Source organism: Amycolatopsis thermalba (genome assembly GCF_003385215.1).
Lineage (GTDB): Bacteria > Actinomycetota > Actinomycetes > Mycobacteriales > Pseudonocardiaceae > Amycolatopsis_E > Amycolatopsis_E thermalba.
Genome location: NZ_PQHW01000016.1, coordinates 30177 through 57027, shown reverse-complemented (window position 1 = coordinate 57027; position 26851 = coordinate 30177). Strand labels below are relative to the sequence as shown.

Sequence of the window (26851 nt, the reverse complement as noted above, 5' to 3'; positions counted from 1 at the left end):
CCCCGCTCGGGTAACCGTACGGTAAAACCACACGATTTCGTGCCGGTCATCGGCATGCCGGGTCGGGTCTACTGTGGACCGGGCACGGGGGCGCACACCTTACCCCATACCCCCGACAAGAATCCGCCGTCTGCTCCAGGGGTCGGCGAGTTGTCCACATCGTCCTCAGCCATCCACAGAATCTCGTTCTGTTCTTTCCCGGCCTGTTTTCTGCCGCATAGTGGGTGCATGACATCCACGACCACCAGCACCGGCACGGACGGCCGGATCACCGTCCGCATCTCCGACCCCGGCGAACTCATCGCGGCGGTTCCGCACCTGCTGTCGTACCGGCCCGGGCCGTCCGTCGTCCTGCTCAACCACAGCCGGGGCAGGAAGCGCAGGATCATCCCGGTGATCCGCGCGGATCTGCCGGACGAGACGTGCGAGCCGGACGCGACGCGCGAGCTCGTGCGCTGCGTGCTCCGACATCCCGGCGCCGGGGTGACGGTCCTCATCGTCGGCTGCCGTCCCGGCCACCGCGCGCCGCCGGGCACGCTGCCGCACCACCGCCTGGCCCACCGGCTCGTCGCCGAGTGCGAGGCCGCCGGGCGGCCGGTCGACCACGCCCTGTGGGTGCCGGAGATCCGCGGCGGCGCGCCGTGGCGGTGCTACCACGAGGACTGCCGGCCGGGCGTCCTGCCGGACGATCGGGAGACGGTGCTGGCCGCGGCCATGGCGGCGAACGGCCAGGTGACCTACGGCAGCCGGGAGGAGCTGGCGCGGCAGCTCGACCCGGACGACCCGGCCGCGATCGAGCGCCGGGATCGGTTGCTGGCAGCAGCGGCCGACGACGCGAGGCCGGATGCGCCCGCGATGGGGTCGTCCGGTGTGGCGGAGCCGGCCGGGCACGTCGCCGTGGTCCGTGCCGCGCTGGCCCGGGCCGTGGCGGGTGATTTCGACCTGAGCGACGAGGACGTCGTGTCCCTGGCGATGGCCTTGTCGGACCTCAGGGTGCGCGACCGTTGCCTCACGACGGCCGAACCACCCGGCGAACCCCCGGCGGCCGCGGCCGAACGCCTGTGGCTGGAACTGGTGCGCCGCACCCCGCCCCCGGAACGCGCCGAGGCGGCCGTGCTGCTCGGCTACGCGGCCTACCGCCGCGGTGACGGCGTCCTGGCCGCCCTCGCGTTCGACAACGCCCTCGCCGCTCACCCCGGCCACCGCCTCGCGGAGCTGCTCCAGATCTGCCTGACGCGCCAACTCCCACCCGACGCACTACGCCGGCTGAGCCACTGCCAGGAGGGAGGCTTGATGCCGCCACCCCCGTAAGCCCGGCAGCGCCGGCCCCGGAGGGAATGTCGAGCTGGCGGCCTGCACCCAGGACCGCAGCCAGGACATCACCGCAACACGCGACTGACGACAGGGAGTCACAGCGGATGCGTCCCCAGCGCAGCCGCACCGGGAAGCCCAGCCCCTTCAACTCTGAGCGGCGGCTGCCTGGGCCTGCCTCCCTGCGGTGTGAGCCGCTCCCCGGCTGCCTACGGCGCGGTCCGCTAACCGGTTGCCTGCGGCGTAGGCCGCTCCCCGGCTGCGTACGGCGTGGCCCACTCCTGGGTCGCCCGGGGTGGGCAGCTCCCAGGTTCCCTACGGCGTCGGCCGCTGTCGGGTTGCCCGCGGCGCGGGCCGCTCCCTGGTTGCGTAGGGGTCGGGTTGCCGACGGTGTGTGCTTTCCGGCTACGTACGGCGTGGGCCGGTCCCCGGCTGCGTACGGCGTGGGCCGCTGTCGGGTTGCGCGCGGCGTGGTCGTTACCGGACTCCCCCCGTGTGAGCCGCTCCCGGCTGCCTACCGGGAGCCACTGTCCTGCGGCACCAGCCGCAGGAGCATCGGCACGGCCGAGAGCCTCACCCTCCGAGCAGCAGCTGCGGGACCCACCGGGACATGCGCCCTGGACGGGGGAGCCGATGGCTGCTGTCGCGGGGCCGGCCCAGGGCGTCAGCCCTCGGAGGGGCCTGCCGGTCGGGAGCTACTGCGCTGCGGCACCAGCGCGGGAGCCTCCGGCAGTTCAGGTCCCGCCGGACGTCGGCAGGCATGCTCACCCAAGGGCCAGCCCCGCACCGGAAACCCGACCGGCGGCACCACCGGCAACCGGCCGCCACAACCCCAGCCGCATCCCGCTCACCACGCCCCGCGAGCCGCGGCACCACCGGCAGAACCGGGCGCCTCAGCCCCCGAGCGCCTGCCGCTCCTGGGTGAAGCGCCACGCGTCGCGGACGATGGCTTCCAGGTCGGCGCGCTCGGGCTTCCAGCCGAGCTCCTCGCGCGCCCGGTCGCTGGCCGCCACGAGGATCGCGGGGTCGCCGGCCCGGCGGGGCGCCACCTCGGCCGGGATCGGGTGCCCGGTGACCGCCCGGCAGGCCTCGATGACCTGGCGCACGGAGAACCCGGTGCCGTTGCCCAGGTTGTAGATGCGGTGCTCACCGGCCCGCGCGTGCGTCAGCGCGAGCAGGTGGGCGTCGGCGAGGTCGGCGACGTGGATGTAGTCGCGGATGGCCGTCCCGTCGTCGGTGGGGTAGTCCTCGCCGAAGATGCTGACCTGCGGCCGGTCCCCGGTGGCGACCTGCAGCACCAGCGGGATCAGGTGGGTCTCGGTGGTGTGCCGCTCCCCGTAGCGGCCGTAGGCGCCGGCGACGTTGAAGTACCGCAGGCTCACGGCGGCCAGCCCGTGGGCCCGCGCGTAGCTGGTGATCGCGTGGTCGATGGCCAGCTTCGACGCGCCGTAGGTGTTGGTCGGCATCGTCGGCGCGGTTTCCGGGATCGGGCTGCGCTCCGGCTCGCCGTAGGTCGCCGCCGTCGAGGAGAACACCAGGCGAGGCGTGCCGTGCGCACGCATCGCGTCGAGCAACCGGATGGAGGTGATCACGTTCCCGTGCCAGTACTTGGCCGGGTCCTGCATCGACTCGCCGACGAGGGACTTCGCCGCGAAGTGCAGCACGCCGTCGAAGCCCTCGCCGAGCAGGGACGCCGTCGCGTCGGCGGCGTCGCCCTCGACGAAGCGCGCGCCGTCGGGGACGGCGTCCGCGTGGCCGGTGGACAGGTCGTCCACCACGACGACCTCGTGCCCGGCTTCCAGCAGACGGGCCGTGCACACACTGCCCACGTAACCGGCACCGCCCGTGACGATCAGCTTGAGGCGGGAGGAGTCGGAAGCCATCGAAGCCTTTCTCGAGAACGAAAAGGAGGTGTCCGCCAGTGTGGACCATCGACCTGTGAGCCACGCACAGGCTCGGCCCGCCCGGGCTACAGCTCGTCGCGACGTGCGCCGGGGGACGGGACCGCCACGAAGGCACGCGGCGCGCGGTAGCCCGCGCGGTCGAAGGCCGCCATGACAGCCGCCTCCACGGTGTCCACAGCGGACTCCGGCACGAGGGCGATCGCGGTGCCGCCGAACCCGCCGCCGGTCATCCGCGCGCCGAGGGCGCCGCTGGCGTTGGCCACGTCCACCGCGAGGTCCAGTTCCGGGCAGGAGATGCGGTAGTCGTCGCGCATGCTGACGTGCGAGGCGGTCAGCAGCGGGCCGATGTCGCCGATCCGGCCGTCGCGGAGCAGGGCGACGACGTCGAGCACACGCTGGTTCTCCGTCACGATGTGACGGACGAGCGGGCCGAGGTCGGCGGGCAGCCGCGCGAGCGCGCCGGCCAGGTCGTCCGGGCCCACGTCCCGCAGCGCCTTGACGCCGAGCAGGTCGGCGGCGCGTTCGGTGCCCTTGCGGCGCTCGCCGTAGCCGCTCTCGCTGTGGGCGTGCTTGACGCGCGTGTCGATGGCCAGGATGCGCAGGCCCGCGGCCGCGGCGTCGAAGGGCACCTGTTCCATGTCGCCCGAGCGGACGTCGAGGAACAGCACGTGCCCGTCGGCGCAGCACAGCGACGCGGTCTGGTCGAGCACGCCCGTCGGGACGCCGACGAAGTCGTTCTCGGCGCGCTGGGCCCAGCGGGCGATCTCGGCCCGCCGTTCCAGCCCCGGGTCGTCCTCACCGGCCAGCCCCAGCAGGGCCAGCGCCACCGCGCACTCCAGCGCGGCGGAGGAGGACAGCCCGGCGCCGGTGGGGACGTCACCGGCCAGCACGACATCGGCGCCGCGCTCGACGCCGTGGTCCCGCAGCACCCACGCCACGCCGGCCGGGTACGCGGCCCAGCCGTCGACACCACCGGGACGCAGGTCGGGGATCGTGACCGGCTCGGCTTCCTGGATGCGTCCATCGGAGCCGAGGGTGGACACGGTGAGGACCTGGTCGGTCCGCGGGGACGCGGCGGCGGCCAGCCGGTGCGGCAGGGCGAACGGCAGCACGAAACCGTCGTTGTAGTCGGTGTGCTCGCCGATGAGGTTGACCCGGCCGGGCGCCGACCACACCCCGGCCGGGGCCCGCCCGTGCACGGACCGGAACGCCTCCGCGGCCTCGCTCGCGGAGCTCACTTGGCCTGCGCCAGAACCGCGTGCAGCACCGACATGGGCACCTGGACCGCGCCGAGCTCACCGGTCAGCTCGGCGGTGCCGCCGCCGTCCGCGCGGCGCACCGACACGACGCTGCCGGGGGCGACTCCCGCCTTCTTCAGGTCGACCATCAGCTTCTCGTCGAGCTGGATGTGCTCGGCCAGGCGCCGGATCTCCGCCTTGCCGCCGCCGGAGCGCGCGAAGTCGTCCAGCCGCACCAGGTCGGCCTCGGCCGGCGGCGCGGGCAGCCCGCCCTCGCCGAGCTTGTCCAGACCGGGGATCGGGTTGCCGTAGGGTGAGGTGGTCGGGTGGTCGAGCAGCCGGACCAGCTTGCGCTCCACCGCCTCGCTCATGACGTGCTCCCAGTGGCAGGCCTCGGTGTGCACGTGCTCCCACTCCAGGCCGATCACGTCGAGCAGCAGCCGCTCCGCGAGGCGGTGCTTGCGCATGACGGCGATGGCGAGCTCCCGCCCGTGGTCGGTGAGCTGCAGGTGGCGGTCGTCGGCGACGCGCACCAGCCCGTCGCGTTCCATGCGGGCCACCGTCTGGCTGACTGTCGGACCGCTCTGCTGCAGCCGTTCGGCGATGCGGGCGCGCAGCGGTACGACACCTTCCTCTTCGAGCTCGAAGATGGTCTTCAAGTACATCTCTGTGGTGTCGATGAGATCGTTCACGATGTCCCCTTCGTCCGCGACAATCCATGGTAGTCGTTCCGGGCGACGGTCACCCCAGGTGACCGGGAGGATAATCCCGCTCCTCACGGCTACCATCGGACGTCATGCAGCCCGCCGTCGTCTGGGATCCCGCCCTCCTCGGTTACGACCTCGGCGGTGAGCACCCGTTCAACCCGGTCCGGCTCGACCTCACCGTGCGGCTCGCCACCGAGCTGGGGGTCCTCGACGGCGTGGAACTGCTCGTGCCCGAGCCCGCCACCGATACCGAGTTGTACCGCATCCACGCTGAGGAGTACCTGGCGGCGGTCAAGCTGGCGCCGACCGCGGGCTGGGACGTCGGCCACGGCCTCGGCACCGCCGACAACCCGGTGTTCAGCGACATGCACGACGCCTCCGCCCTGGTGGTCGGCTCGACCCTGCTCGGCGCCCGCAAGATCGCCGACGGGGAGGCGCGCCGCGCGGTGAACATCGCGGGTGGCCTGCACCACGCCATGCGCGACCACGCCGCGGGCTTCTGCGTCTACAACGACTGCGCGGTCGCCGTCTCCTGGCTGCTCGACCACGGTTTCGACCGCATCGCCTACATCGACACCGACGTCCACCACGGCGACGGCGTGCAGGCCGCCTTCTACGGCGACCCCCGCGTGCTCACCGTCTCGCTGCACCAGCACCCGTTCACCCTGTGGCCGGGCACCGGGTACAGCGCCGAAACCGGGTCCGGCGAGGCCGAGGGCACGTCGGTGAACGTCCCGCTGCCGCCGGGCACGCGCGACGCCGGGTGGCTGCGCGCCTTCCACGCGGTCGTGCCGTCCCTGCTCGAGGTGTTCCGGCCGCAGATCCTGGTCACCCAGTGCGGCGTGGACTCGCACGAGGAGGACCCCCTGGCCGACCTCGCGCTCTCGGTCGACGGACACCGGACGATCTACGCTACTCTGCGTGACCTCGCCGAGCGCCACACCGAGGGCCGGTGGCTCGCCGTCGGCGGTGGCGGGTACCAGCTGATCCGGGTGGTGCCGCGGTCGTGGACGCACCTGATGGCGACGGTGCTCGACCGAGACGTGAAGCCCGAGACGCCGCTGCCGCCCAACTGGGTCAGCACGGTCCTGAGGGCCGCGCCGAGCGCCGAGGTGCCGCCGGAGATGACCGACGGGCGGGACACCGCGTTCCGCGCCTGGGGCGACGGGGTGGACGACCCGGTCGACGTCGCGATCCGGGACACGCGCCGCGCGGTGTTCCCGCTGCACGGCCTCGACCCCGACGACCCGAGGGACTGACCCGACCGAGCCGAGGAATCGACGTGAGATGAGCAGGACCGACACGCCCGGCGGCGCGCACGAGGACGAACCCGGCGGGACCGCTCACGGCCTGAGCGGGGCGGAGCAGCGGTGGACCGGCGGGCCCCGCGGCGAGGCCGGCGCGCACCGGGCCTCGGCCGGCGGGCCCGGTGAGAGCCGGAGCGGCGGCGGCGACCGGAAGCAGCCGGGCGAGACCGGCCCCAGGGGTAGCGGTGGCGCTGGGCCCGCAGGTGCCGACCGCGGTGGTGCTGGACTTGGTGGCGCTGGACTTGGTGGCGCTGGGCGCGGTGCGGCTGAGCCTGGCGCAGAGCGCGGTGGCGGTGGGCCTGCTGGTGCTGGGAGCGGTGGCGCTGAGCCCGATTCTGAGCGCGGTGGTGCCGAGCGTGGTGCGGCTGGGCCGGGTGCCGAGCCTGGTGGTGCTGGGCGCGATGGTGTTGGCAGTGGTGGCCCTGAGCCTCGTGCTGGGGGTGGGGCGGGTGAGCCCGGTGCCGAGCGCGGTGGTGCTGACCGTGGGGCGGCTGAGCTCGACGCCGAGCGTGGTGGCGCGAACCGTGACAAGCACGGGCCCCGCGATCCCTATGACTACCCCCGCCACTGGGAGGCCGACGTTCTGCTCAGTGACGGCGGCACCGTCCACTTGCGACCCATCATCCCCAGTGACGCCGACGCCCTCGTCTCCTTCCACGGCAAGCTTTCCGAGCGCACCCGGTACCTGCGCTACTTCGGCGCCTACCCGCGCATCCCGCAGCGGGATCTCGAGCGGTTCTCCGTCGTGGACCACCACGACCGGGTCGCGTTCGTCGCCCTGCTCGGCGACGACATCATCGCCGTGGGGCGGTACGAGCGGCTCGGGCACGGGCCGTCGGCCGAGGTGGCGTTCGTCGTCGACGACGCTCACCAGGGGCGCGGCGTCGGGTCGATCCTGCTGGAACACCTGGCCGCGGCCGCCTCCGAGAGCGGTCTGCGCCGGTTCGTCGCCGAGGTCCTCGCCGAGAACGCCGCCATGGTGCGGGTCTTCCGCGACGCCGGCTACCAGGTCAGCCGCGCCATCGAGGAGGGCGTGCTGCACCTGGAGTTCGACATCGACCCCACCGAGGAGTCCCTCGCCGTCGCTCGGGCGCGGGAACAGGCCGCCGAGGCGCGTAGCGTCTACAACCTGCTGCACCCGCGGTCGGTGGCCGTGATCGGTGCCTCCGCCGACCCCACCAAGGTCGGTTACTCGGTCCTGTCGAACCTGCTCGCCGCGGACTTCGCCGGCACCGTCTACCCGGTCAACCCGGAGCACCGATCGGTGCGCGGGGTGCGCGCCTATCCGTCCGTTGTGGACATCCCGGACCCGGTGGACCTCGCCGTGGTCGCGGTCCCCGCCGACCAGGTGGAGTCCGTGTTGGACGGTGCCCTCGCCAAGGGTGTCAAGACGTTGCTGATCGTCACCGCCGGGTTCGGCGAGGCCGGACCGCACGGCCTGCACGCCGAGCTGCGCCTGGTCGGCGAGGCCCGCGCACACGGCATGCGCGTGGTCGGCCCGAACGCCCTCGGCGTGCTCAACACCGACCCGGCCGTGCGGCTCAACGCCACCCTCGCCCCGCGCCTGCCCAAACGCGGCCGCGCCGGCTTCTTCTGCCAGTCCGGTGCGCTGGGCACCGCGATCCTCGCCGACGCGGAGGCGCGCGGCCTGGGCCTGTCGACGTTCGTCTCCGCAGGCAACCGCGCCGACGTCTCGGGCAACGACCTGCTGCAGTACTGGGAGACCGACTCCAACACCGACCTCGTCCTGCTCTACCTCGAATCGTTCGGCAATCCGCGCAAGTTCGCGCGGCTGGCGCGGCGGCTGGGCCGCAGCAAGCCGATCGTCGCGGTGAAGTCCGGCCGGCACGCCGTCCGCCCGCAGCTGGCCGCGACCTCCGCCGAGGTCGACGAGTCGAGCGTGCAGGCTCTGTTCGAGCAGGCCGGCGTGGTGCGGGTGGAGACGCTGGCGCAGCTGTTCGACACCGCCCTGGTGTTCGCGCACCAGCCGCTGCCCGCGGGCCCGCGGATCGGGATCGTCGGCAACTCCAGCGCGATCGGCCTGCTCGCCGCCGACACCGCCCGCGCGCAGGGGCTGCGGCTGGCGTTCGACCCGGTCGACGTCGGGCCGCAGGCCGGTCCGGACGACTTCGCCGCCGCGGTGCGGGAGGCGCTGAACAACCCGGAGACCGACGCGCTGGTCGCGGTGTTCGTGCCGCCGCTGTCGATCCCGGGCAGCACCTACGCGCGGGCGCTGCGCGAGGCGGCGCAGGAGCTGGACCAGGGCAAACCGATCGTCTCGACGTTCCTCGCCGCCGAGGGCGAGCCGGCGGAGCTGGCCGTGCCCGGCCCGGACGGCGCCCCCGGCCGCGGGTCGATCCCGTCCTACCCGAGCCCCGAGCGCGCGGTGAACGCGCTGGCGAAGGTCGTGCGGTACGCGGCGTGGCGGCAGCGGCCGCAGGGCACGCTGATCCGCCCCGACGGGCTGCACGTCGAGCAGGCGGAGCAGGTCGTGCGGGACATCCTGGCCGGCGGTGACAAGAACGTCGTGCTGGAGGACGCCGACATCGTGCGGCTGCTCGGGTGCTACGGGATCGACGTGGTGCCGTTCCGGATGGTGTCCAGCGCCGAGGGCGCGGTCGAGGCCGCCGAGGAGCTGGGCTACCCGGTGACGGTGAAGGCCGTGGACGAGCGGTTGCGCGGACGGCCGGACCTCGCGGGCGTGCGACTGGACCTGGCCTCGCCCGACGCGGTGCGGCGCGGGTACGAGGACCTGAGCGAGGTGTCCGGCGAGCAGGACGTCTACGTGCAGAAGATGGCGCCGAAGGGCATCTCGTGCCTGATCGGGCTGCAGGACGACCCGTCGTTCGGCAGCCTGGTGTCGTTCGGGCTGTCCGGGCTGGTGAGCACGCTGCTGGGGGACCGGGCGTACCGGGCGGTGCCGCTGACCGACGTGGACGCCGCGACGCTCATCCGGGAGCCGAAGAGCGCCCCGCTGCTGACCGGCTACCGCGGCGACGAGCCGGCGGACCTGGCCGCGCTGCAGGACATGGTGCTGCGGGTGGCGGCGCTGGCGGAGGACCACCCGGAGGTGCGGGCGCTGACGCTGGACCCGGTGATGGCTTCGCCGGAGGGGGCGTTCGTCGCCAACGCGCGCATCGTGCTGGGCCCGCCGCCCGCCCGGCCGGACACCGGACCCCGGCGCCTGCGGCCGATCAACGTGCGGTTCTGAGCCGCCGGGGAGAGGCCCGCGGTGGGGAGCAGGTTCAGTGCGTGAACCCCACCGATACCGCCACGCTACGGTCGCACCGTCGGCCGGGGGGCGTACACGCAGTCCTTGCCGGTACGTGACCAGACCGGGTCCGAGCAGCCCGTCCCCTCCGCGGCCAGCCGCCGTTTCGCCACCTTGTACGTCGACGTCCGGGGGAGTTCCGAGACGAGGCGCACGAACCGGGGCAGCTGCTTCGGGCCGAGGTCCGGTTGCGCCGCCAGGAACGAGCCGAACTCCCCGGGCGTCAGCGGCCCCGACAACACGAGCGCGGCCATCACCTGGTCACCGACCGCGGGGTCCGGCACGGCGTACACCGCCGCCTCCGCGATCGCCGGGTGGCGCAGCAGGATCCGCTCGATCGGCGCGGTGCCCAGGTTCTCCCCGTCGACCCGCAGCCAGTCGCCCAGCCGGCCGGCGAAGAAGCAGAACCCGTTCTCGTCCACGTACGCCAGGTCGCCCGTGTGGTACCGCCCGTCGCGCAGGCGCTCGGCGTCCGCCTCCGGGTTCTTGTAGTAGCCCGCGAACGCACCCGCGCCGGCGGTGTTCACCAGTTCCCCGACCACGCCGGGCGGGCACACCGAGCCGGTTTCCGGGTCCAGCACAGACACTCCCTCGGGCAGCCGGCCCAGCGAACCCGCCGGCGTGTCCGGCGTCCGGGCGAAGCCGATCCCGCCCTCGGTCGAGCCGAACGCGTCCACGACGTGACAGCCGAACCGCCGCCCGAACTCGGCCAGATCCGCTTCCGCGCCCTCGTTGCCGTACACGATCCGCAGCGGGTTGTCGGCGTCGTCCGGCAACTCCGGCGTCGCGAGCACGTACGACAGCGGCTTGCCGACGTAGTTCGCGTAGGTGGCGCCGAACCGCCGCACGTCCGGCAGGAACCCGGACGCCGAGAACCGCCGCCGCATCGCCAGCGTCGCCCCGGCGGCCAGCCCCACCGACCAGCCGGCCATGATCGCGTTCGAGTGGAACATCGGCATCGACAGGTAGATGCAGTCCGATGTGGACAACCCGAACCGGGTGGCGAGCATCTGCCCGGGGAACGCGATCTTCTCGTGCGTGCACCGCACCGCCTTCGGATCGCCGCTGGTGCCGGAGGTGAAGATGAGCATCAGCAGATCCGCGGGCGTCGCGGCCACCGGGGACAGCGGAGACCCCGCGCACGAGGCCAGCAACGAAGCCCACTCCGGCCCGTCCAGGTCCAGCACCGGGACGTCGATGCCGGACAGCAGCGACGCGTGCCGCCCCTCGGTGAGCACCAGCTGGCAGTCCGCGAGCCGGATGTCCCGCTCCAGCGCCGCACCCCGGCGCGTCGGGTTCAGCCCCACCAGCACCGCACCCGCGAACGCGCACCCGCCGAGCAGGAACGAGAACGACGGCACGTTGTCCGCCAGCACACCCACGTGCTTCACCGGCCCGGTGAGCAGCGACCGCAACACCGCCGCGTGATCCGCGCACTGCTGCACGTGTTCCCGCCACGTCCACGACGCGTCCTCGAACCGCAACCCCGGGCCGTCGTCCTCGGCGCGGGCCAGCAGCAGATCGGTGACCGTCATGACGCCGCGAGCAGGTCGCCCAGCACCCGCAGCTGCGCCGTGGCCCCGCCGAGGGTGAACTCCAGCCGCTTGGCCGCGACGAAGTACCGGTGCAGGTCGCCTTCGGTGTCGATGCCGACGCCGCCGTGCACGTGGACCGCGGTGTGCGCGACCCGGTGCCCGGCCTCGGCGGCCCAGTACTTCGCGGTCGCGACCTCCTCGCCTGCCGGCAGCCCCTCGGACAGGCGCCACGCGGCCTGCCACAGCGTCAGCCGCACGGCCTCCACGTCGATGTAGCCGTCCGCGAGCCGCTGCCGCACCGCCTGGAACGCCCCGATCGCGTGCCCGAACTGCTCCCGCGAGCGCGCGTACTCGGCCGTGCGGTGCAACGCGCTCTCCAGCACCCCGAGCTGCTGCGCGCACAACCCGACCGTCGCCCGCTCGCGCACCCACGCCTCGGGAAGAGCCAGGCGCGTAGCCGGGGCCCCGGCCAGTTCGACCAGGCCGGCGTCCGCGTGGTCGACCACGCTCTGCGGCTGCACCCCGTCCGCGTCCACCACGAACACCGCGGTGCCCTCCGGCGTGTGCGCGGGCACGACCAGCGCATCGGCGAACGCGGCGAACGGCACCGCCGTCTGCGCCCCGGAGACCCGCCAGCCGCCGCCGTCGCCGTCCGCCGTGAACCCGCACGGCGCACCCGCGTCCGGCAGGGCCAGGGCCAGCACCGCCCGGCCGCGCACCGCCGGCACCACCCACCGCTCGATCAGCCGCCCGTCGCCGGCCTCGGCGATCGCGGACGCCGCCACCACGGTCGGCAGGTACGGCACCTCGGCGACCGCCCGGCCGATCTCGGTCAGCACCGCGCACTGCCCGAGCAGACCCAGGCCACCGCCGCCGACCGCGGCCGGGAGCGCCGCGTCGATCACCCCCGCCCGTGCCAGCTCCGCCCAAGCCGCCCGATCGAACCCACCCGAGCCGTGGGCGCTCGGCGTCGCCCGCTCGCCCAGGATCCGCCGGACGAGCGAGGCCAGCTCGGTGACGTCCTCACTCAGCGCGAAGTCCACGGGTTCCTCCTCAGCGGGTCACGGGCAGGGACAGGGCGGTCGCGGCGATCAGGTCGCGCTGGATCTCGTTCGTGCCGCCGCCGAAGGTCAGGATCAGCGCCGAGCGGTGCGCGCGTTCCAGCCGTCCGCGCAGCACGGCGCCGGGGGAGCCGGCACGCACCACCGCGCCCGGCCCGACGACCTCCATCAGCAGCCGGTACGCCTCGATCGCCAGCTCCGTGCCGAACACCTTCGTCGCCGACGCCTCCGCCGCGCCCAGCTCGCCCGACCCGGCCGCCCACGCGATCCGCCAGTTGCGCAGCTTCAGGTACTCGGCGTGGGCGTGCACGCGGGCCAGGTGCGTGCGGACCCACCCGGCGTCGATGACCCGGCTGCCGTCCGGCTGCTTGGTCTCCCGCGCCCACCTCCGCACCTCGTCCAGTGCCGCGATGATCGGCGCGGCCGAGGTCAGCGCGACCCGCTCGTGGTTGAGCTGGTTCGTGATGAGCGGCCAGCCGGCGTTCTCGTCGGCGATCCGGGCGGACACCGGCACCCGCACGCCGTCGTAGAAGGTCGCGCTCGTGCCGGGCCCGGCGACGGTGCGCACCTTGGTCCAGGAGATCCCGGGCGCGTCGGTGGGCACCACCAGGATGCTCAGCCCCTTGTGCCGCTTCGCGTCCGGATCGGTGCGCGCGGCCAGCCACACGTAGTCGGCGTACTCGATCAGGCTCGTCCACATCTTCTGGCCGGTGATCACGTAGGAGTCGCCGTCGCGGACCGCGCGGGTGCGCAGCGACGCCAGGTCGGTCCCGGCCTCCGGCTCGGAGTAGCCGATCGAGAAGTGCAGCTCCCCGGCGGCGATGCGGGGCAGGTAGAACGTCTTCTGCTCGGGCGTGCCGAACCGCATGATCGTGGGGCCGATCGTGTTGACCGTCAGGAACGGCACCGGCACCCCGGCCACGGCCGCCTCGTCGGTGAAGATCAGCTGGTCGAGCATCGGCCGGGCCTGCCCGCCGTACTCCTCCGGCCACCCGATCGCGAGCCACCCGTCCCGGCCCAGCTCACGCACGATTTCCTTGTAGGCCTTGCCATCCCCGTACTCGCCGCCGTCCCCGGTCAGCGCCTCCCGCCGCTCCGGGGTCATCAGCCGGGCGAAGTAGTCGCGCAGTTCGCCGCGCAGTTCCTCCTGGTCGGGCGTGTAGCTGATCCGCATGCGTCACCTCCGGCCCGCCCGGTCGTTGCTGGAAGCAGACCGGTCCATGGCGCTAGTCTAGAACACGTTCTATTTCTATCAGCTCCGCCGCCGAGGAGGAAAGCCATGGAGGTCGCCGTCGACCGGTCGCTGTGCGAGGCGAACGAGGTGTGCATCAGGTTCGCGCCCGCCGTGTTCGAGCTGGACGAGGACGAGGAGTTGCGCATCATCCACTCGTCGGTACCGGAATCTGAAGTAGAACGTGTTTCGCAGGCGATCGCGGCCTGCCCGAAGAATGCGCTGTTCACGGTCGGGTAAACGGCAGAAACTGGGGCTTGTCCGGAACGAGAACAGATTCTAGTCTGACCGTCGTGGATGCTGCGAGGGAACCGCGGGTGGCGATCGTGACCGGCGCCGGGGCGGGACTGGGCCGGGCGGAGGCGCTCGCGCTGGCCCGTTCGGGTGCCGCGGTGGTCGTCAACGACGTCGCCGAAACCGCCAAGACCGTCGTCGACGAGATCGAGGCCGAGGGCGGCCGGGCGCTGCTCGTCACCGGGGACGTGGGCGAGCGCGCCACCGCCGACGCCCTCGTCGAAGCCGCGCTCGGCCACTTCGGCGGGCTGCACGTCGTCGTCAACAACGCCGGGGTGCTGCGCGACCGGATGCTCTTCTCGATGTCCGACGACGAGTGGGACACCGTGATCCGGGTGCACCTGCGGGGCCACTTCCTGTTGTCCCGCAACGCCACCGCGCACTGGCGCAAGCAGTCCAAGGAGACCGGGCGACCGGTGTTCGCGCGGATCGTCAACACCGCCTCCGAGGCGTTCCTCGTCGGATCCGCCGGTCAGCCCAACTACGCGGCGGCCAAGGCGGGGATCGTGGGCCTCACCGTCGCCACCGCCCGGGGCGCCGCGCGGTACGGCGTGCGGGCCAACGCCATCTGCCCCCGCGCGCGCACCGCGATGACCGCGGACGTCTTCGGCGACGCGCCGGACGGCGGCACCGACCCGCTGTCGGTGGACCACGTCGCCCCGTTCGTCGCGTTCCTCGCGTCGGCGAAGGCGGAGCGCATCAACGGCCAGGTGTTCGTGGTGCACGGCGGCATGGTCGCGTTGCTCAAACCACCCGCCGTCGAGCAGCGGTTCGACACCACCGGTCCGCTGTGGACGGCCGAGGAGCTGGACACCACCGTGGGCGCGCACTTCGCCGGCCGTGACCCCGAGACCATGTTCGCCGCCACCGAGATCCTGGAGCTCCCATGACACTCACCGTGCAGCCGCACCGCGAATCCGTCGGCCTCAAGACCGGTCAGCTCTACCTCGACGGCCAGTGGGGCCCGGGCGCCGGCAGCGAGTCCTGGACCCACCGGCACCCGGCCACCGGCGAGGAGATCGGCGAGTTCGCCATCGCCACCGAGGCCGACGTCGACGCCGCGGTCGCCTCGGCGCGCGTGGCCTTCGAGTCCGGCGCCTGGTCCCAGTCCCGCGCGAGCACCCGGGTCGCGGTGCTGCACCGGTACGCCGACCTGCTGCGCGAGCACGCCGAGGAGCTGCGCGCGTTGCAGGCACTGGACAACTCGGTGCCGCTGTCGTTCAGCAGCACGATCTACGCGACCTCGGTCGGCGCCGCGGCGGACGTGTTCGACCACCACGCCGGCTGGGTCGACAAGCTCGGCGGCGAGACCCTGACCCCGTACCAGGGCGGCGACCACCTGGCGATGACCTTCCGCGAGCCGATCGGCGTGGTCGCGGCGATCCTGCCGTGGAACGCGCCGTTCCTGCTGTTCGCGCAGAAGGTCGCCCCGGCGCTCGCGGCCGGGTGCACCATCGTGCTCAAACCTTCGGAGTACTGCACGTTCACCGTGCTGCGCATGGTGGAGCTGCTCGTGGAGGCCGGGCTGCCGGCCGGCACGCTCAACGTCGTCACCGGCCCCGGCGACCCGGTCGGTGAAGCACTGATCACGCACCCCGGCGTGGACAAGGTCAGCTTCACCGGCAGCCGCGCGGTGGGCAAGCACATCGTCGAGGCCTCCGCGGGCACGCTCAAGCGGGTCTCGCTCGAACTCGGCGGCAAGAGCCCGGCGCTGGTGTTCGCCGACGCGCCCAACGTCGCGCTGGCCGCCGCCACGGTCGTTGGCGCCGTCACCATGGGGCTGTCCGGGCAGGCGTGCGTCGCCAACACCCGCGCCCTGGTGCACCGCGACGTCTACGACGAGTTCCTCGGCGCGGCCCAGGGCATGGCGCAGGCGATGACCTACGGCGACCCGTTCGACCCGGGGGTGATGGCCAGCCCGCTGATCAACCCCAGGCAGCTGGAACGCGTGCTCGGCTACATCGAGAAGGGCAAGGCCGAGGGCGCCCGCCTGGTCACCGGCGGTGAACGGCTCGGCGGCGACCTGGCAGGCGGCAACTTCGTCGCCCCGACCATCTTCGCCGACGTGGACAACCACGCCACCATCGCGCAGGAGGAGATCTTCGGCCCGGTGCTCGCGGTCGTCCCGTTCACCGACGAGGACGAGGCCGTGCGGCTGGCCAACGACACCGAGTACGGCCTGGGCGCGGGCCTGTTCACCGCCGACGTCCAGCGCGCGTTCCGGGTCTCCCGCAAGCTGCGGGCCGGCACGATCGGCATCAACGGCTTCCAGATCGAGCCGCACCTGCCCTTCGGCGGCTTCAAGCAGTCCGGGCTGGGCCGGGAGGGCGGCAAGTCCTCGATCGAGGCCTACACCGAGCTGAAGTCGGTGTACCTGCCGCTGACCGACGAGATGATGTGATGGGACGCCTCGACGGGAAGGCCGCGCTGATCACCGGCGCGGCCCGCGGACAGGGCGCGGCCGCGGCGCGGCGCTTCACGCAGGAGGGCGCGAAGGTGATGGTCGCCGACGTCGCCGACGACGACGGCAAGGCGCTCGCCGGGGAGATCGGTGCGGTCTACCAGCATCTGGACGTCTCGCGCGAGGACGACTGGGCCGCCGCGGTCCAGCGGGCCGGGGACGAGTTCGGCGGGCTCACCGTGCTGGTGAACAACGCGGGAATCCTGCACTTCTCGGAGCTGGCGCACACGTCACTGGCCGATTACGAACGCGTCATCGGGGTCAACCAGATCGGGGCGTTTCTCGGGATGCGCTCGGTCGTTGAACCGATGACGCGGGCCGGTGGCGGCTCGATCATCAACGTGTCCTCTGTGGAGGGTCTGGCCGGCATGCCGTTCCTCGTCGCCTACACCGCGAGCAAGTTCGCGATCCGGGGGATGACGAAGGTGGCCGCGCTGGAGCTGGGGCGCAAGGGGATCCGGGTCAATTCGGTCCATCCCGGCATGATCGACACCAAGATGGTGTCCGACGCCGCGGGCGGGGCCGAGATCGACACGTCCTGGGTCGGCAAGAAGGTCGCGCTGGGCCGGGTCGGCGAGCCGGACGAGATCGCGCAGCTCGCGGTGTTCCTGGCGTCCGACGAGAGTTCCTACTGCACCGGCGCCGAGTTCGTCGCCGACGGCGGGGCCACCGCCACCCACGCACTGAACATCCAGGGGTGATCGACTTCACGGGAATACGAAGTAAACACCGCTAACGCAAAGCGGTTTCCCGCCAGGGAGTAAGACTCAGAGCAACGAGGCTGGGGTCGCGGAGGTGTGATGGGGTCACGCACGGGAACGCTCACGATACCGGGCACCGCCGCGCTCACCCAGGTCGGCCGCCTGTCCACACTGGCCTGGGAGGTGCTGCGGGCGATCCCGCGCAGGCCCTTCCAGTTCCGCGAGTGGATCCTGCAGTGCTGGTTCTTCGCGAGCGTGACGATCCTGCCGACCGCGCTCGTCGCGATCCCGTTCGGCGCGGTGATCGCGCTGCAGCTGGGCTCGCTGACGCAGCAGATCGGCGCGCAGTCGTTCACCGGCGCGGCCAGCGCGCTGGCGATCGTGCAGCAGGCCGCCCCGCTGATCACCGCCCTGCTCGTCGCCGGCGCCGGCGGCAGTGCCGTCTGCGCGGACATCGGGGCGCGCAAGATCCGCGAGGAGATCGACGCGATGGAGGTGCTCGGGGTCAACCCGATCCAGCGCCTCATCGTGCCGCGCGTGCTCGCCGCGATGGTCGTGTCCGTGCTGCTCAACGGCCTGGTCAGCGTGGTCGGGGTGCTCGGCGGTTACTTCTTCAACGTCGTCATGCAGGGCGGCACCCCGGGCGCGTACCTGGCCAGCTTCAACGCGCTGGCGCAGCTGCCCGACCTCTACGTCAGCGAGATCAAGGCGGTGCTGTACGGGTTCGTCGCCGGGGTGGTGGCCGCCTACCGCGGGCTCAACCCGGCCGGCGGCCCGAAGGGCGTCGGCGACGCGGTGAACCAGGCCGTGGTCATCACGTTCCTGCTGCTGTTCCTCATCAACGTCGTGCTGACCGCCATCTACCTGCGGATCGTTCCGCCGAAAGCGCTGTGATGACCGCCGAAACCCTGGAGAGACAGCCGGGGGTGTCCGACCGGACACTCGAGATGATCGCGCGCCCGGGCGCGGTCCTGGAGGGACTGGGCGGCCAGCTCTCCTTCTACGTCCGCGCGCTCGCCTGGGCGCCGCGCACGCTTCGCCGCTACCGCAAGGAAACATTGCGGCTGCTGACCGAGGTCTGTTTCGGCACCGGCGGTCTGGCCGTGATCGGCGGGACACTCGGCGTGATGATCGGCATGACCCTGTTCACCGGTCTCATCGTCGGCCTGCAGGGCTACGCCGCGCTCAACCAGCTCGGCACGGCCGCGCTCACCGGGTTCATCTCGGCCTACTTCAACACGCGTGAGGTGGCGCCGCTGGCCGCCGGGCTCGCGTTGTCGGCGACCGTCGGCTGCGGGTTCACCGCGCAGCTCGGCGCGATGCGGATCTCCGAGGAGATCGACGCGCTCGAGGTGATGGCGGTGCCCAGCCTGCCGTACCTGGTCACCACGCGCGTGCTCGCCGGGCTCGGTGCGGTGATCCCGCTCTACGCGGTCGGCCTGCTGTCGTCCTACCTGGCGTCCCGGCAGGTCACGGTGTGGCTCTACAGCCAGTCCGCGGGCACCTACGACCACTACTTCGGGCTGTTCCTGCCGCCCGAGGACGTGCTGTGGTCGTTCGGCAAGGTGATCGTGTTCAGCGTGCTGGTGATCCTGTCGCACTGCTACTACGGCTACACCGCCAGCGGCGGCCCGGCCGGCGTCGGGGTCGCGGTGGGCCGCGCGGTGCGGACCTCGATCGTGCTGATCTCGGTGCTGGACTTCTTCCTCAGCCTGGCGATCTGGGGCGCGACCACGACGGTGAGGATCGCGGGATGAGACGGGCGGTGCTGCTGCGGCGACTCTGGTACCAGGTGCTCGGCCTGGTGTTCCTCGTCGTGTGCGGGCTGTTCTTCGCCACCACGGTGGCCGCCTACAACAAGGAGTTCACCCCGGTCGCGATGGTGCGGCTGGAGACCGACCACGTCGGCAACCAGCTGCGCAAGGGCTCCGACGTCAAGATCCGCGGCGTCGTGGTCGGCGAGGTGCGCTCGATCGACGCGCTCGGCGACCACGCCGTGCTCGACCTGGCCCTGGACCCGGACCAGCTGCCCCTGATCCCGGCCAACGTGTCGGCGCGGCTGCTGCCCAAGACCCTGTTCGGCGAACGCTACGTGGCGCTGCAGATCCCGCCCGATCCGGCGGCGCGGCACATCGCCGCCGGTGACGTCATCCCGCAGGACCGCAGCAGCTCCGCGATCGAGCTGGAGCAGGTGCTCAACAACGTCATGCCGCTGCTGCAGGCCGTCCAGCCGCAGAAGCTCGCCAGCACGCTCAGCGCGGTGTCCACCGCGCTCGACGGCCGCGGCGAGCAGCTCGGCGCCACGCTGGTCAACCTGTCCGAGTACCTGGCCGGGCTGAACCCGTCGCTGCCCGACATCAAGGCCGACATCACCGGGCTGGCGGACGTCGCGGACACCTACGACCGGGCCGCGCCGGACTTCCTGCAGGCGCTGGCCGATCTGACCACCACCACGAAGACCCTGGTGGACAAGCAGCAGACCCTCGCCCAGGTGTGGGCGTCGGTGACCGGCGCGAGCGACAACCTGGACAGCTTCCTGCGCGTCAACCGGGCCAACCTGATCAACCTCACGGTCACTTCGCAGTCCACATTGGAGGTCCTGGCGAAGTACGCGCCGGAGTACCCGTGCCTGCTGCAGCAGCTGGCCGAGGCCGTGCCACGCGCGTACCAGGCCTTCGGCGCCGGCACCGACAAGATGAACCACGTCACGATCCGGTTCATCGCCGACCGCACCAAGTACGAGCCGGGCAAGGACGAACCGGAGTACCTCGACAAGCGTGGCCCGCGCTGCTACCCGATGGTGCCGCCGCCGGGCCGCTGGCCGCAGTACCCGCCGGGCGGGCCCATCCAGGACGGCTCGACCCACCCGCCGGCCGGCCCGGGCGCGAGCGTGCCGCTGCCCAGCAACGGGATCATCGCGGGCGGGTCCTCCACCACGGGTTCGGTGGCGAACTCGCCGGCCGAGCAGGACCTGGTCGCGGCGCTGCTGTCCCCGGCCGCGCCGCAGGACGTGCCGGGGTGGGCGACCCTGCTCGCCGGGCCGCTCTACCGCGGGGCGGAGGTGGAGGTCCAGTGAACCGGTTCCTGCCGTCGCTGATCAAGATCGCGATCTTCGCGGCCGTCACGGTGCTGCTGACCGGGATCCTCGGCGCGACCATCGCCAACACCGACTTCGGGGTCACCTCCACGTACACCGCGCGCTTCACCGACGCCTCCGGGCTGCACGAGGGCGACGACGTGCGGATCGTCGGCGTGAAGGTCGGGCAGGTGGACAGCATCACCGTCGAGCAGGACGGCGACGCCAGCTACGCCGACGTGCACTTCACCGTCCAGTCGGCCTACCGCCTGCCCGGCTCGGTCACCGCGACCGTCAAGTACCGCAACCTGGTCGGGCAGCGGTACCTGTCGCTGGGCACCAACGTCCCCGGCGACGACCGGCTCGCGGCGGGCGGCATGATCCCGCCGGAGCGCACCCAGCCCGCGCTCAACCTCACCGTGCTGTTCAACGGGTTCAAGCCGCTGTTCGCCGCGCTCGACCCGCAGCAGGTCAACCAGCTCTCCTACGAGATCATCCAGGTGTTCCAGGGCGAGGGCGGCACGATCGAGAGCCTGCTGTCGCACACCGCGTCGCTCACCCAGGCCATCGCCGACCGCGACCAGGTGATCGGCCAGGTGATCGGCAACCTCAACACCGTCCTGACCACGGTGAACGACCGCGGCCCGCAGCTGTCGAACCTGATCGACCAGACCCAGCAGCTGGTGTCCGGCCTGGCCGCCCAGCGCGGCCCGATCGGGGACGCGGTGTCCGCGCTGGGCGACCTCACCGACGCCACCGCCGGACTGCTCGCCGACGCCCGCCCGCCGGTGCAGCAGGACATCGCCGCGCTCGGCACGCTGTCCGGCACCCTGGCCGACTCCGGGCAGCTGATCGACGAGCTGCTGACGAAACTGCCCGGCAACCTGGAGAAGTTCACCCGGACCCTGAGCTACGGCGGCTGGTACAACTACTACCTCTGCGGCCTGACCGGGACGATCGGCGTGACCTCGCTGAACATCACGCTGCCGCTGCTCCCCCTTCCGGCGACCGAGCTTCCGGAGAGGTGCAAGACGTCATGAAGCCGCTCAAGGACCGCAACCAGGCCGCCGTCGGGGCGGTGACGCTCGTGCTCGTCGTGCTGGTGACGCTGGTGTCCTACTTCTCCGACGAGCTGCCGCTGCTCGGCACCGGGACCACCTACCAGGCCTACTTCGCCGAGTCCGCCGGTCTCGCGCCGGACAACGAGGTGCAGGTGGCCGGCGTGAAGGTCGGCCAGGTCACCGACGTGTCGCTGGCCGGCAAGACGGTGCTGGTCAGGTTCAAGGTGGAGAACACCCGCGTCGGCCGTGACTCGACCGCCTCGATCGAGATCAAGACGTTGCTGGGGGAGAAGTACCTGGCGCTGAAACCCAGGGGCGAGGGCGCGCTGGACCCGGACGAGCCGATCCCGGTCGAGCGGACCACCACGCCGTTCCAGCTGCAGGACGCCTTCCAGCAGCTGTCCACCACGGTCGATCAGATCGACACCGGCCAGCTGGCGCAGAGCTTCGACGTGGTCGCCGACGCGCTCAAGGACACGCCGCAACCGTTGCGGGACACGCTGTCCGGCCTGTCCGCGTTGTCGCGCACGGTGTCCTCCCGCGACCAGGAGCTGGCGAACCTGCTGGCGAACACCAGCCAGGTGTCGCGCACGCTCGCCGACCGCAACGCCCAGCTCACCGCGATCATCGACGACGGCAACCTGCTGCTCGGCGAGCTGCAGCGGCGCCGGGACGCGATCAAGGCGCTGCTCACCGGCACCCAGCAGCTCGCCGCCCAGCTGTCCGGCCTGGTCGCCGACAACCGCGCGCAGCTGCGGCCGACGCTGGAACGGCTCGGCGAGGTCACCACGATCCTGCAGAACAACCAGGACAACCTGAACCGCAGCCTCGAGCTGCTCGCGCCGTTCACCCGCGTCGGCGCGAACGCGACCGGGAACGGGCGCTGGTTCGAGGGCTACATCTGCGGGCTGCTGCCGCCGGTGATCAAGGCGGGTGGGCTGTCCATCAACCCGGAGGGCTGCACGCCGCCGATCTCCGCGCCGGACCAGGGATTGGGGGGCGGATGACGCTCGACAGCCGTGCCTCGCGCGGCGTCTACCGCTGGGTCGCGACCGGGTGCGTGGTCGCGCTGCTCGTGACCGCCGGGCTGTTCCTGGTGTTCCGGGACACCGGCGGCACGCGGATCTCCGCGCTGTTCGACAAGACCGTCGGCCTCTACGCCGGATCGTCGGTGCGGGTGCTCGGCGTGCAGGTCGGCGAGATCACCGGGGTCACCCCGGAAGGTGCCGTGGTGCGCGTGGACATGCGGGTCGACGACGACGTGCAGATCCCCGCCGACGCGGGTGCCGTGGTGGTCGCGCCCAGCCTGGTCAGCGACCGGTACGTGCAGCTCACCCCGGCCTACGACAGCGGCCCGGTGATGGCGTCCGGCGCCGTGATCCCGCGGGAGCGCACCGCGACGCCGATGGAGCTGGACGACCTCTACGGCACGCTGGACGAGCTCTCCACCAGCCTGGGCCCCAACGGCGCCAACGCCAACGGGGCGCTGTCCGATCTGCTGGACACCGCCGCGGCCAACCTCGACGGCAACGGGCTGAACCTCAACAGCACCGTCACCGAGCTGGCGAACCTGTCGCGCACCCTGGACAACTCCAAGGACGACCTGTTCGGCACCGTGCGGAACCTGCAGTCGTTCACCACCGCGCTGGCCGGCAGCGACGCGCAGCTCAACGAGTTCTACCAGCGGCTGGGCAACGTCACCGGCTTCCTCGCCGAGGACTCCGACGACGTCAGCGCCGCGCTGGCCGCCCTCGGCTCCTCGCTCGGCGACGTGCAGAGCTTCGTGGCGGAGAACAAGGACCTGCTGACGTCCAATGTGGACAAGCTGGCGAGCATCACGCAGGTGCTGGTGGACCAGCGGGCGGCGCTGGCCGAGGTGCTCGACGTCGGCCCGACCGGCATGACGAACTTCATCAACTCCTACGACGCGGCGTCGGGCAGCATCGCGATCCGCTACAACGCCAACGAGTTCACCAACCCGCTGATCACCACGCTGTGCCGGCTGATCAAGGCGTCCACGCCGGTCGGGCTGCCGACCACGGTCAGCGACGTGTGCGAGGCGATCGCCCCGGTGGTCGAGGGCATCGCGAAGGTGCCGTCGATCCCGCAGCTGCTGGCCGACATCAACAGCGGCAAGCTGCCGCCGCTGCCCCTGCTGCCGCTGGTCGACATCCCGGAGGCCGGGTCGTGAGGCGGCTGACCGGGGTGCTGAGCGGGGTGCTGCTGCTGGTGGCCGGCTGCGGGACGGCCGGCTTCTCCGGGCTGTACAACACGCCGCTGCCGGGCGGGGCGGACCTCGGCGACCACCCGTACCGGATCACCGCGCAGTTCGCCGACGTGCTCGACCTCGTCCCGCAGGCCGCGGTGAAGGTCAACGACGTGCCGATCGGCCGGGTCGACACCATCACGCTGGCGCCGGACACGAAGTCGGCGATCGTCACCATGAGCCTCAACGGCGACCTGAAGATGCCGGAGAACTCCTTCGCCCAGCTGCGCCAGTCGAGCCTGCTGGGGGAGAAGTTCGTGCAGCTCGCCGAGCCGGCCGGGGAACCGGCGGCCGGGACGTTGCGTGAGGGCTCGGTGATCCCGCTGACCCGCACCAACCGCAACCCCGAGGTGGAGGAGGTGCTGGGCGCGCTGTCGCTGCTGCTCAACGGCGGCGGCGTCAACCAGCTGGCCGACATCACCCGCGAGCTGAACCACGCGCTCACCGGCAACGAGGCGGAGATCCGGGCGCTGCTGGCGCGGGTGGACCGGATCGCGACCGAACTGGACGGGCAGAAGTCGGAGATCATCCGGGCCATCGACGGGCTCAACCGGCTGTCCGGCACGCTGGTCGCGCAGACCGCGAACCTGACCACCGCCCTGGACGATCTCGCGCCCGGCATGGCCGTGGTGACCCAGCAGCGGGACCAGCTCGTCGGGATGCTGCAGTCGCTCGACCGGCTCTCCGGGGTGGCCGTGGACACGATCAACGCCAGCCGGGAGTCGCTGCTGGCGGACCTGCGGGCGCTCGCGCCCACCCTGTCCAAACTGGCCGAAGCGGGCACGGACCTGCCGGAGGCGCTGAAGATCCTGCCGACCTACCCGCTGCCCGACGTGGCCGGTGACGTGGTCAAGGGCGACTACGCGAACGTCACCGCGCGGCTGGACCTCAACCTGGACGCGATCTTCCAGAACATCGCCAACTCCGGCAAGTTCCCGTCGATCCAGCTGCCGAGCAACAACGTCACCGGCACGCAGGCCACGGCGCCGCCGCTGCCGATCCCGCAGCCGCAGCTGGGCACGTCGGGGGCCCAGACCCAGCCGCAGCCGGCGACCGGCCTGCTGCCGGGGCTGTCCGACCTGCTCGGCAACCTGCTCGGAGGAACGCCGTGATCACGCGCAAGCACCGGCTCCAGCTGATCGCGTTCCTGCTGATCGCGCTCGCGTCGGTCGGTTACGCCGGCGGCGAGTACGCCGGGCTGGGCCGGCTGTTCGGCACCAGCGGTTACCTGGTGACGGCGAACCTGACCGAGTCGGGCGGGATCTTCGAAGGCGCCGAGGTGACCTACCGCGGGGTCGCGGTCGGGCGCGTGACGAAGCTGCACCTGACCGAGGAGGGGGTCGCGGTCGACCTGGACATCACCTCCGACGAGAAGATCCCGGCCGACACCGAGGCCGTCGTGGCGACCCGGTCGGCGGTCGGGGAGCAGTACGTCGACCTGCGGCCCAAGCACGAGGACGGGCCCTACCTGGCGGACGGGTCGGTGATCACCAGCGACCGCACGGCCATCCCGCTGTCGCCGGACACCGTGCTGGCCAACCTCGACCGGCTCGTGTCCAGTGTGGACACGCAGTCGCTGAAGACGGTCGTGGACGAGACCTACGACGCGTTCGCGGGCAGCGGCCACGACCTGCAACAGCTGCTCGACACCGCGAACTCGTTCACCACCACCGCGACGGAGAACCTGCCGCAGACCACGCGGCTGCTCGCGGACGGCCGGACCGTGCTGGACACCCAGCAGCGGCAGGCCGACACCATCACGTCGATGGCGACCGGGCTGCGCACGATCGCCGAGCAGCTCAAGGGCGCCGACCCGGACCTGCGGAAGGTCATCGACACCACGCCCGGGCTCGCGCGGGACCTGGACACGATCCTCGCGACCTCCGGCACCGACCTCGGCGTGCTGATCGCGAACCTGCTCACCACCGCGCAGATCACCTCGGTGCGCACGGACGCGATCGAGGAGCTGCTGGTGGCCTACCCGGTGATCTCGGCGTTCACCCGGTCGGTGTGGTCCAACGGCGAGGGGCACCTCGGGCTGGTGCTGAACTTCTTCGACCCGCACTCGTGCACCAAGGGCTACGAGACGACGCAGCAGCGTCCGGCGAACGACACCCGCGAGGTCCCGGCGAACCGGCAGGCGTACTGCGCCGAACCGCCGGGCAGCGCGACGGGCGTGCGGGGCGCGCAGAACGCGCCGTACGCGGGCAAGCCGGTCAACCCGGCGAAGCCGTCCGGCCCCGCGCCCGCGCCGGAGCAGTCCTCGTCGCCTCAGCTGCCGGGGGTGCTGGGACTGGTCAGCGGGACCGCGAGCTCGCTCGGGCAGCTGCTGGGGCTGCCGGGATGACGCGGTTGCTGGGCGCGCTGGCGGCGGTCGCGGTGCTGGCCGCGGCGTGGTTCGGGTGGAGCTGGTGGAGCGCGGCGCACGACGACGGGCTGGTGCGTGCCCGGGACCGGGACGCGGTGATCGCGGCCGCGGGCGATGCGCTGGTCGCGTTGAACACGATCGACTACCGCGAGGCCGGCGCCGCGCTGGACCGGTGGATCGCGGTGACGAGCGGGCAGCTGGGCACGTCGCTGAGCGGGGACCGGCAGGGGCAGGTGGACCGGGCCACGGCGGCGAAACTGGTGGCGACGGCGTCGCTGCGGCAGATCGCCGTGACGGAGCTGACGGGTGACGCGGCGCGGGTGATCGCGGTGCTGGACGTGTCGATCGCCTCCGGTGGCGGCGAGCCGAAGCCGGGCCGCAGCCATCTGACGGCGGACGTGGCGCGGGCCGGCGGGACGTGGAAGATCACGTCCGTGCAGGGGTCGTCGTGACTCCCCGCGTGGCGACGTGGGTGTCGGTGCTCACGGCGGTGATCGTGCTGGCCGGCGGGTTCGCCGGGTGGGCCGCGGTGCAGGCCGGCCGGTGGCACACGCCGAACGCCGCGCTCGCGGACGCACCGGCGACGACGGAGGCGGCGGAGCAGATCAGCGCGGCCCTGAAGGCGGTGTTTTCCTACGACTACGGCAACCTGGCGCGAACCGAGCGCGCCGCGGCGATGGTCCTGGTCGACGAGGCGGTGGCCCAGTACCAGGACACCTTCGCGGCGGCGCAGGAGCAGGCGGCCGCGCAGAAGCTGATCCGCACGACGACGGTGGCGTCCCTGGGGGTGCAGGACCTGAGCGGCGGCACGGCGCGGGTGCTGGCGTTCCTGGAGCAGCAGACGCTCAACACCACGACGGGCCAGCAGACCTCGTCGTCGGCGGCGCTGTCGGTGACGGCGCGCAAAGTGGACGGTACGTGGAAGATCGCCGCGCTGACACCGCTGTGACCACCGGCGGCGTGCGTCGGGATGGTGCCCGGCCGGCGCGAGCGCGGATCCCATCGGGATGCCCGTGCGCGCGGCGGTGCTCGGCAGCGCTCGCGGGCGGCGTGCGCGGC

Annotated in this window: 23 protein-coding genes; 17 read left to right on the top strand and 6 right to left on the bottom strand. The window is 72.2% G+C overall.

All coding sequences use genetic code 11. The features are described 5' to 3' along the window. The first annotated feature begins 228 nt into the window (after window positions 1–228). Window positions 229–1311, top strand: a complete 1083-nt coding sequence (locus D0D15_RS09750) for a DUF4192 domain-containing protein (protein WP_094007519.1) — start codon at window positions 229–231, stop codon at window positions 1309–1311. Window positions 1312–2204: 893 nt separating this feature from the next. Here the strand turns inward: D0D15_RS09750 and galE are convergent. The 3 genes from galE to D0D15_RS09735 form a co-directional block, all read right to left on the bottom strand. Further along, a complete protein-coding gene (gene galE, locus D0D15_RS09745) occupies window positions 2205–3194 on the bottom strand; it encodes a UDP-glucose 4-epimerase GalE (RefSeq protein WP_094007520.1) in 990 nt (329 codons plus the stop codon). Window positions 3195–3280: 86 nt separating this feature from the next. Beyond that, the gene (galK, locus tag D0D15_RS09740) at window positions 3281–4453 is read right to left on the bottom strand and encodes a galactokinase (protein WP_094007521.1); all 1173 of its coding nucleotides are present in this window, start codon (window positions 4451–4453) and stop codon (window positions 3281–3283) included. Next, window positions 4450–5145, bottom strand: coding sequence for an iron-dependent transcriptional repressor DtxR (locus D0D15_RS09735; RefSeq protein ID WP_020421072.1), 696 nt, complete (start codon window positions 5143–5145; stop codon window positions 4450–4452). Before D0D15_RS09735 ends, galK begins: the two co-directional genes overlap by 4 nt. A 104-nt stretch (window positions 5146–5249) precedes the next feature. Here D0D15_RS09735 and D0D15_RS09730 point away from each other — a divergent pair, with 104 nt between their 5' ends. Together D0D15_RS09730 and D0D15_RS09725 are read left to right on the top strand one after the other, a co-directional pair. Further along, window positions 5250–6419: an acetoin utilization protein AcuC gene (locus D0D15_RS09730; RefSeq protein ID WP_094007522.1), complete on the top strand. Its 1170-nt coding sequence runs from the start codon at window positions 5250–5252 to the stop codon at window positions 6417–6419. Between the two features lie 631 nt (window positions 6420–7050). Then, a complete protein-coding gene (locus D0D15_RS09725; protein ID WP_115944380.1) occupies window positions 7051–9678 on the top strand; it encodes a bifunctional acetate--CoA ligase family protein/GNAT family N-acetyltransferase in 2628 nt (875 codons plus the stop codon). A gap of 65 nt (window positions 9679–9743) precedes the next feature. Here the strand turns inward: D0D15_RS09725 and D0D15_RS09720 are convergent, their stop codons facing one another. The 3 genes from D0D15_RS09720 to D0D15_RS09710 are packed head-to-tail and all read right to left on the bottom strand — an operon-like array spanning window position 9744 to window position 13508. Then, a complete protein-coding gene (locus D0D15_RS09720; RefSeq protein WP_094007523.1) occupies window positions 9744–11273 on the bottom strand; it encodes a long-chain-fatty-acid--CoA ligase in 1530 nt (509 codons plus the stop codon). Then, on the bottom strand, window positions 11270–12316 hold the full coding sequence (locus D0D15_RS09715) for an acyl-CoA dehydrogenase family protein (protein WP_094007524.1): 1047 nt from the start codon (window positions 12314–12316) through the stop codon (window positions 11270–11272). The genes D0D15_RS09720 and D0D15_RS09715 overlap by 4 nt, the downstream gene beginning before the upstream one ends. Before the next feature lie 10 nt (window positions 12317–12326). After that, window positions 12327–13508, bottom strand: coding sequence for an acyl-CoA dehydrogenase family protein (locus D0D15_RS09710; RefSeq protein ID WP_094007525.1), 1182 nt, complete (start codon window positions 13506–13508; stop codon window positions 12327–12329). A gap of 105 nt (window positions 13509–13613) precedes the next feature. Between D0D15_RS09710 and D0D15_RS09705 the strand changes: the two genes are divergently transcribed. The 14 genes from D0D15_RS09705 to D0D15_RS09640 all read left to right on the top strand — a co-directional run bounded on the left by D0D15_RS09705 (window position 13614) and on the right by D0D15_RS09640 (window position 26741). Continuing rightward, window positions 13614–13805 carry a ferredoxin gene (locus D0D15_RS09705; protein WP_094007526.1) on the top strand — a complete coding sequence of 64 codons (192 nt, stop codon included), beginning with the start codon at window positions 13614–13616 and terminating at the stop codon, window positions 13803–13805. Between the two features lie 53 nt (window positions 13806–13858). Beyond that, the gene (locus D0D15_RS09700) at window positions 13859–14749 is read left to right on the top strand and encodes a 3-oxoacyl-ACP reductase (RefSeq protein ID WP_094007527.1); all 891 of its coding nucleotides are present in this window, start codon (window positions 13859–13861) and stop codon (window positions 14747–14749) included. Continuing rightward, complete coding sequence (locus tag D0D15_RS09695; RefSeq protein ID WP_094007528.1) at window positions 14746–16260, top strand: aldehyde dehydrogenase family protein; 1515 nt, start codon at window positions 14746–14748, stop codon at window positions 16258–16260. The genes D0D15_RS09700 and D0D15_RS09695 overlap by 4 nt, the downstream gene beginning before the upstream one ends. Next, on the top strand, window positions 16260–17021 hold the full coding sequence (locus tag D0D15_RS09690) for a glucose 1-dehydrogenase (protein ID WP_094007529.1): 762 nt from the start codon (window positions 16260–16262) through the stop codon (window positions 17019–17021). Before D0D15_RS09695 ends, D0D15_RS09690 begins: the two co-directional genes overlap by 1 nt. Before the next feature lie 99 nt (window positions 17022–17120). Next, window positions 17121–17915 carry an MlaE family ABC transporter permease gene (locus tag D0D15_RS09685; protein WP_094007530.1) on the top strand — a complete coding sequence of 265 codons (795 nt, stop codon included), beginning with the start codon at window positions 17121–17123 and terminating at the stop codon, window positions 17913–17915. Next, the gene (locus D0D15_RS09680; RefSeq protein ID WP_162830534.1) at window positions 17915–18778 is read left to right on the top strand and encodes an MlaE family ABC transporter permease; all 864 of its coding nucleotides are present in this window, start codon (window positions 17915–17917) and stop codon (window positions 18776–18778) included. The genes D0D15_RS09685 and D0D15_RS09680 overlap by 1 nt, the downstream gene beginning before the upstream one ends. Then, on the top strand, window positions 18775–20097 hold the full coding sequence (locus tag D0D15_RS09675) for an MCE family protein (protein WP_094007532.1): 1323 nt from the start codon (window positions 18775–18777) through the stop codon (window positions 20095–20097). Before D0D15_RS09680 ends, D0D15_RS09675 begins: the two co-directional genes overlap by 4 nt. Then, window positions 20094–21137, top strand: a complete 1044-nt coding sequence (locus D0D15_RS09670; protein ID WP_094007533.1) for an MCE family protein — start codon at window positions 20094–20096, stop codon at window positions 21135–21137. Before D0D15_RS09675 ends, D0D15_RS09670 begins: the two co-directional genes overlap by 4 nt. After that, complete coding sequence (locus D0D15_RS09665) at window positions 21134–22165, top strand: MCE family protein (RefSeq protein WP_094007534.1); 1032 nt, start codon at window positions 21134–21136, stop codon at window positions 22163–22165. The genes D0D15_RS09670 and D0D15_RS09665 overlap by 4 nt, the downstream gene beginning before the upstream one ends. Beyond that, complete coding sequence (locus tag D0D15_RS09660; RefSeq protein WP_094007535.1) at window positions 22162–23349, top strand: MCE family protein; 1188 nt, start codon at window positions 22162–22164, stop codon at window positions 23347–23349. Before D0D15_RS09665 ends, D0D15_RS09660 begins: the two co-directional genes overlap by 4 nt. Further along, on the top strand, window positions 23346–24536 hold the full coding sequence (locus D0D15_RS09655) for an MCE family protein (protein ID WP_094007536.1): 1191 nt from the start codon (window positions 23346–23348) through the stop codon (window positions 24534–24536). Before D0D15_RS09660 ends, D0D15_RS09655 begins: the two co-directional genes overlap by 4 nt. Beyond that, complete coding sequence (locus D0D15_RS09650) at window positions 24533–25771, top strand: MCE family protein (protein WP_094007537.1); 1239 nt, start codon at window positions 24533–24535, stop codon at window positions 25769–25771. The genes D0D15_RS09655 and D0D15_RS09650 overlap by 4 nt, the downstream gene beginning before the upstream one ends. Further along, window positions 25768–26244: a hypothetical protein gene (locus D0D15_RS09645; protein ID WP_094007538.1), complete on the top strand. Its 477-nt coding sequence runs from the start codon at window positions 25768–25770 to the stop codon at window positions 26242–26244. The genes D0D15_RS09650 and D0D15_RS09645 overlap by 4 nt, the downstream gene beginning before the upstream one ends. Further along, window positions 26241–26741: a nuclear transport factor 2 family protein gene (locus tag D0D15_RS09640; RefSeq protein ID WP_094007539.1), complete on the top strand. Its 501-nt coding sequence runs from the start codon at window positions 26241–26243 to the stop codon at window positions 26739–26741. Before D0D15_RS09645 ends, D0D15_RS09640 begins: the two co-directional genes overlap by 4 nt. Window positions 26742–26851 lie beyond the last annotated feature (110 nt).

Excerpts from the sequence above, each read along its gene's own strand:
- D0D15_RS09685 (WP_094007530.1), top strand. The coding sequence starts at position 17,121 with ATGGGGTCACGCACGGGAACGCTCACGATACCGGGCACCGCCGCGCTC.
- D0D15_RS09750 (WP_094007519.1), top strand. The coding sequence starts at position 229 with ATGACATCCACGACCACCAGCACCGGCACGGACGGCCGGATCACCGTC.
- D0D15_RS09720 (WP_094007523.1), bottom strand. The coding sequence starts at position 11,273 with ATGACGGTCACCGATCTGCTGCTGGCCCGCGCCGAGGACGACGGCCCG.
- D0D15_RS09680 (WP_162830534.1), top strand. The coding sequence starts at position 17,915 with ATGACCGCCGAAACCCTGGAGAGACAGCCGGGGGTGTCCGACCGGACA.
- D0D15_RS09710 (WP_094007525.1), bottom strand. The coding sequence starts at position 13,508 with ATGCGGATCAGCTACACGCCCGACCAGGAGGAACTGCGCGGCGAACTG.
- galE (WP_094007520.1), bottom strand. The coding sequence starts at position 3,194 with ATGGCTTCCGACTCCTCCCGCCTCAAGCTGATCGTCACGGGCGGTGCC.
- D0D15_RS09690 (WP_094007529.1), top strand. The coding sequence starts at position 16,260 with ATGGGACGCCTCGACGGGAAGGCCGCGCTGATCACCGGCGCGGCCCGC.
- D0D15_RS09705 (WP_094007526.1), top strand. The coding sequence starts at position 13,614 with ATGGAGGTCGCCGTCGACCGGTCGCTGTGCGAGGCGAACGAGGTGTGC.
- D0D15_RS09645 (WP_094007538.1), top strand. The coding sequence starts at position 25,768 with ATGACGCGGTTGCTGGGCGCGCTGGCGGCGGTCGCGGTGCTGGCCGCG.
- D0D15_RS09730 (WP_094007522.1), top strand. The coding sequence starts at position 5,250 with ATGCAGCCCGCCGTCGTCTGGGATCCCGCCCTCCTCGGTTACGACCTC.
- D0D15_RS09695 (WP_094007528.1), top strand. The coding sequence starts at position 14,746 with ATGACACTCACCGTGCAGCCGCACCGCGAATCCGTCGGCCTCAAGACC.
- D0D15_RS09675 (WP_094007532.1), top strand. The coding sequence starts at position 18,775 with ATGAGACGGGCGGTGCTGCTGCGGCGACTCTGGTACCAGGTGCTCGGC.
- D0D15_RS09665 (WP_094007534.1), top strand. The coding sequence starts at position 21,134 with ATGAAGCCGCTCAAGGACCGCAACCAGGCCGCCGTCGGGGCGGTGACG.
- D0D15_RS09660 (WP_094007535.1), top strand. The coding sequence starts at position 22,162 with ATGACGCTCGACAGCCGTGCCTCGCGCGGCGTCTACCGCTGGGTCGCG.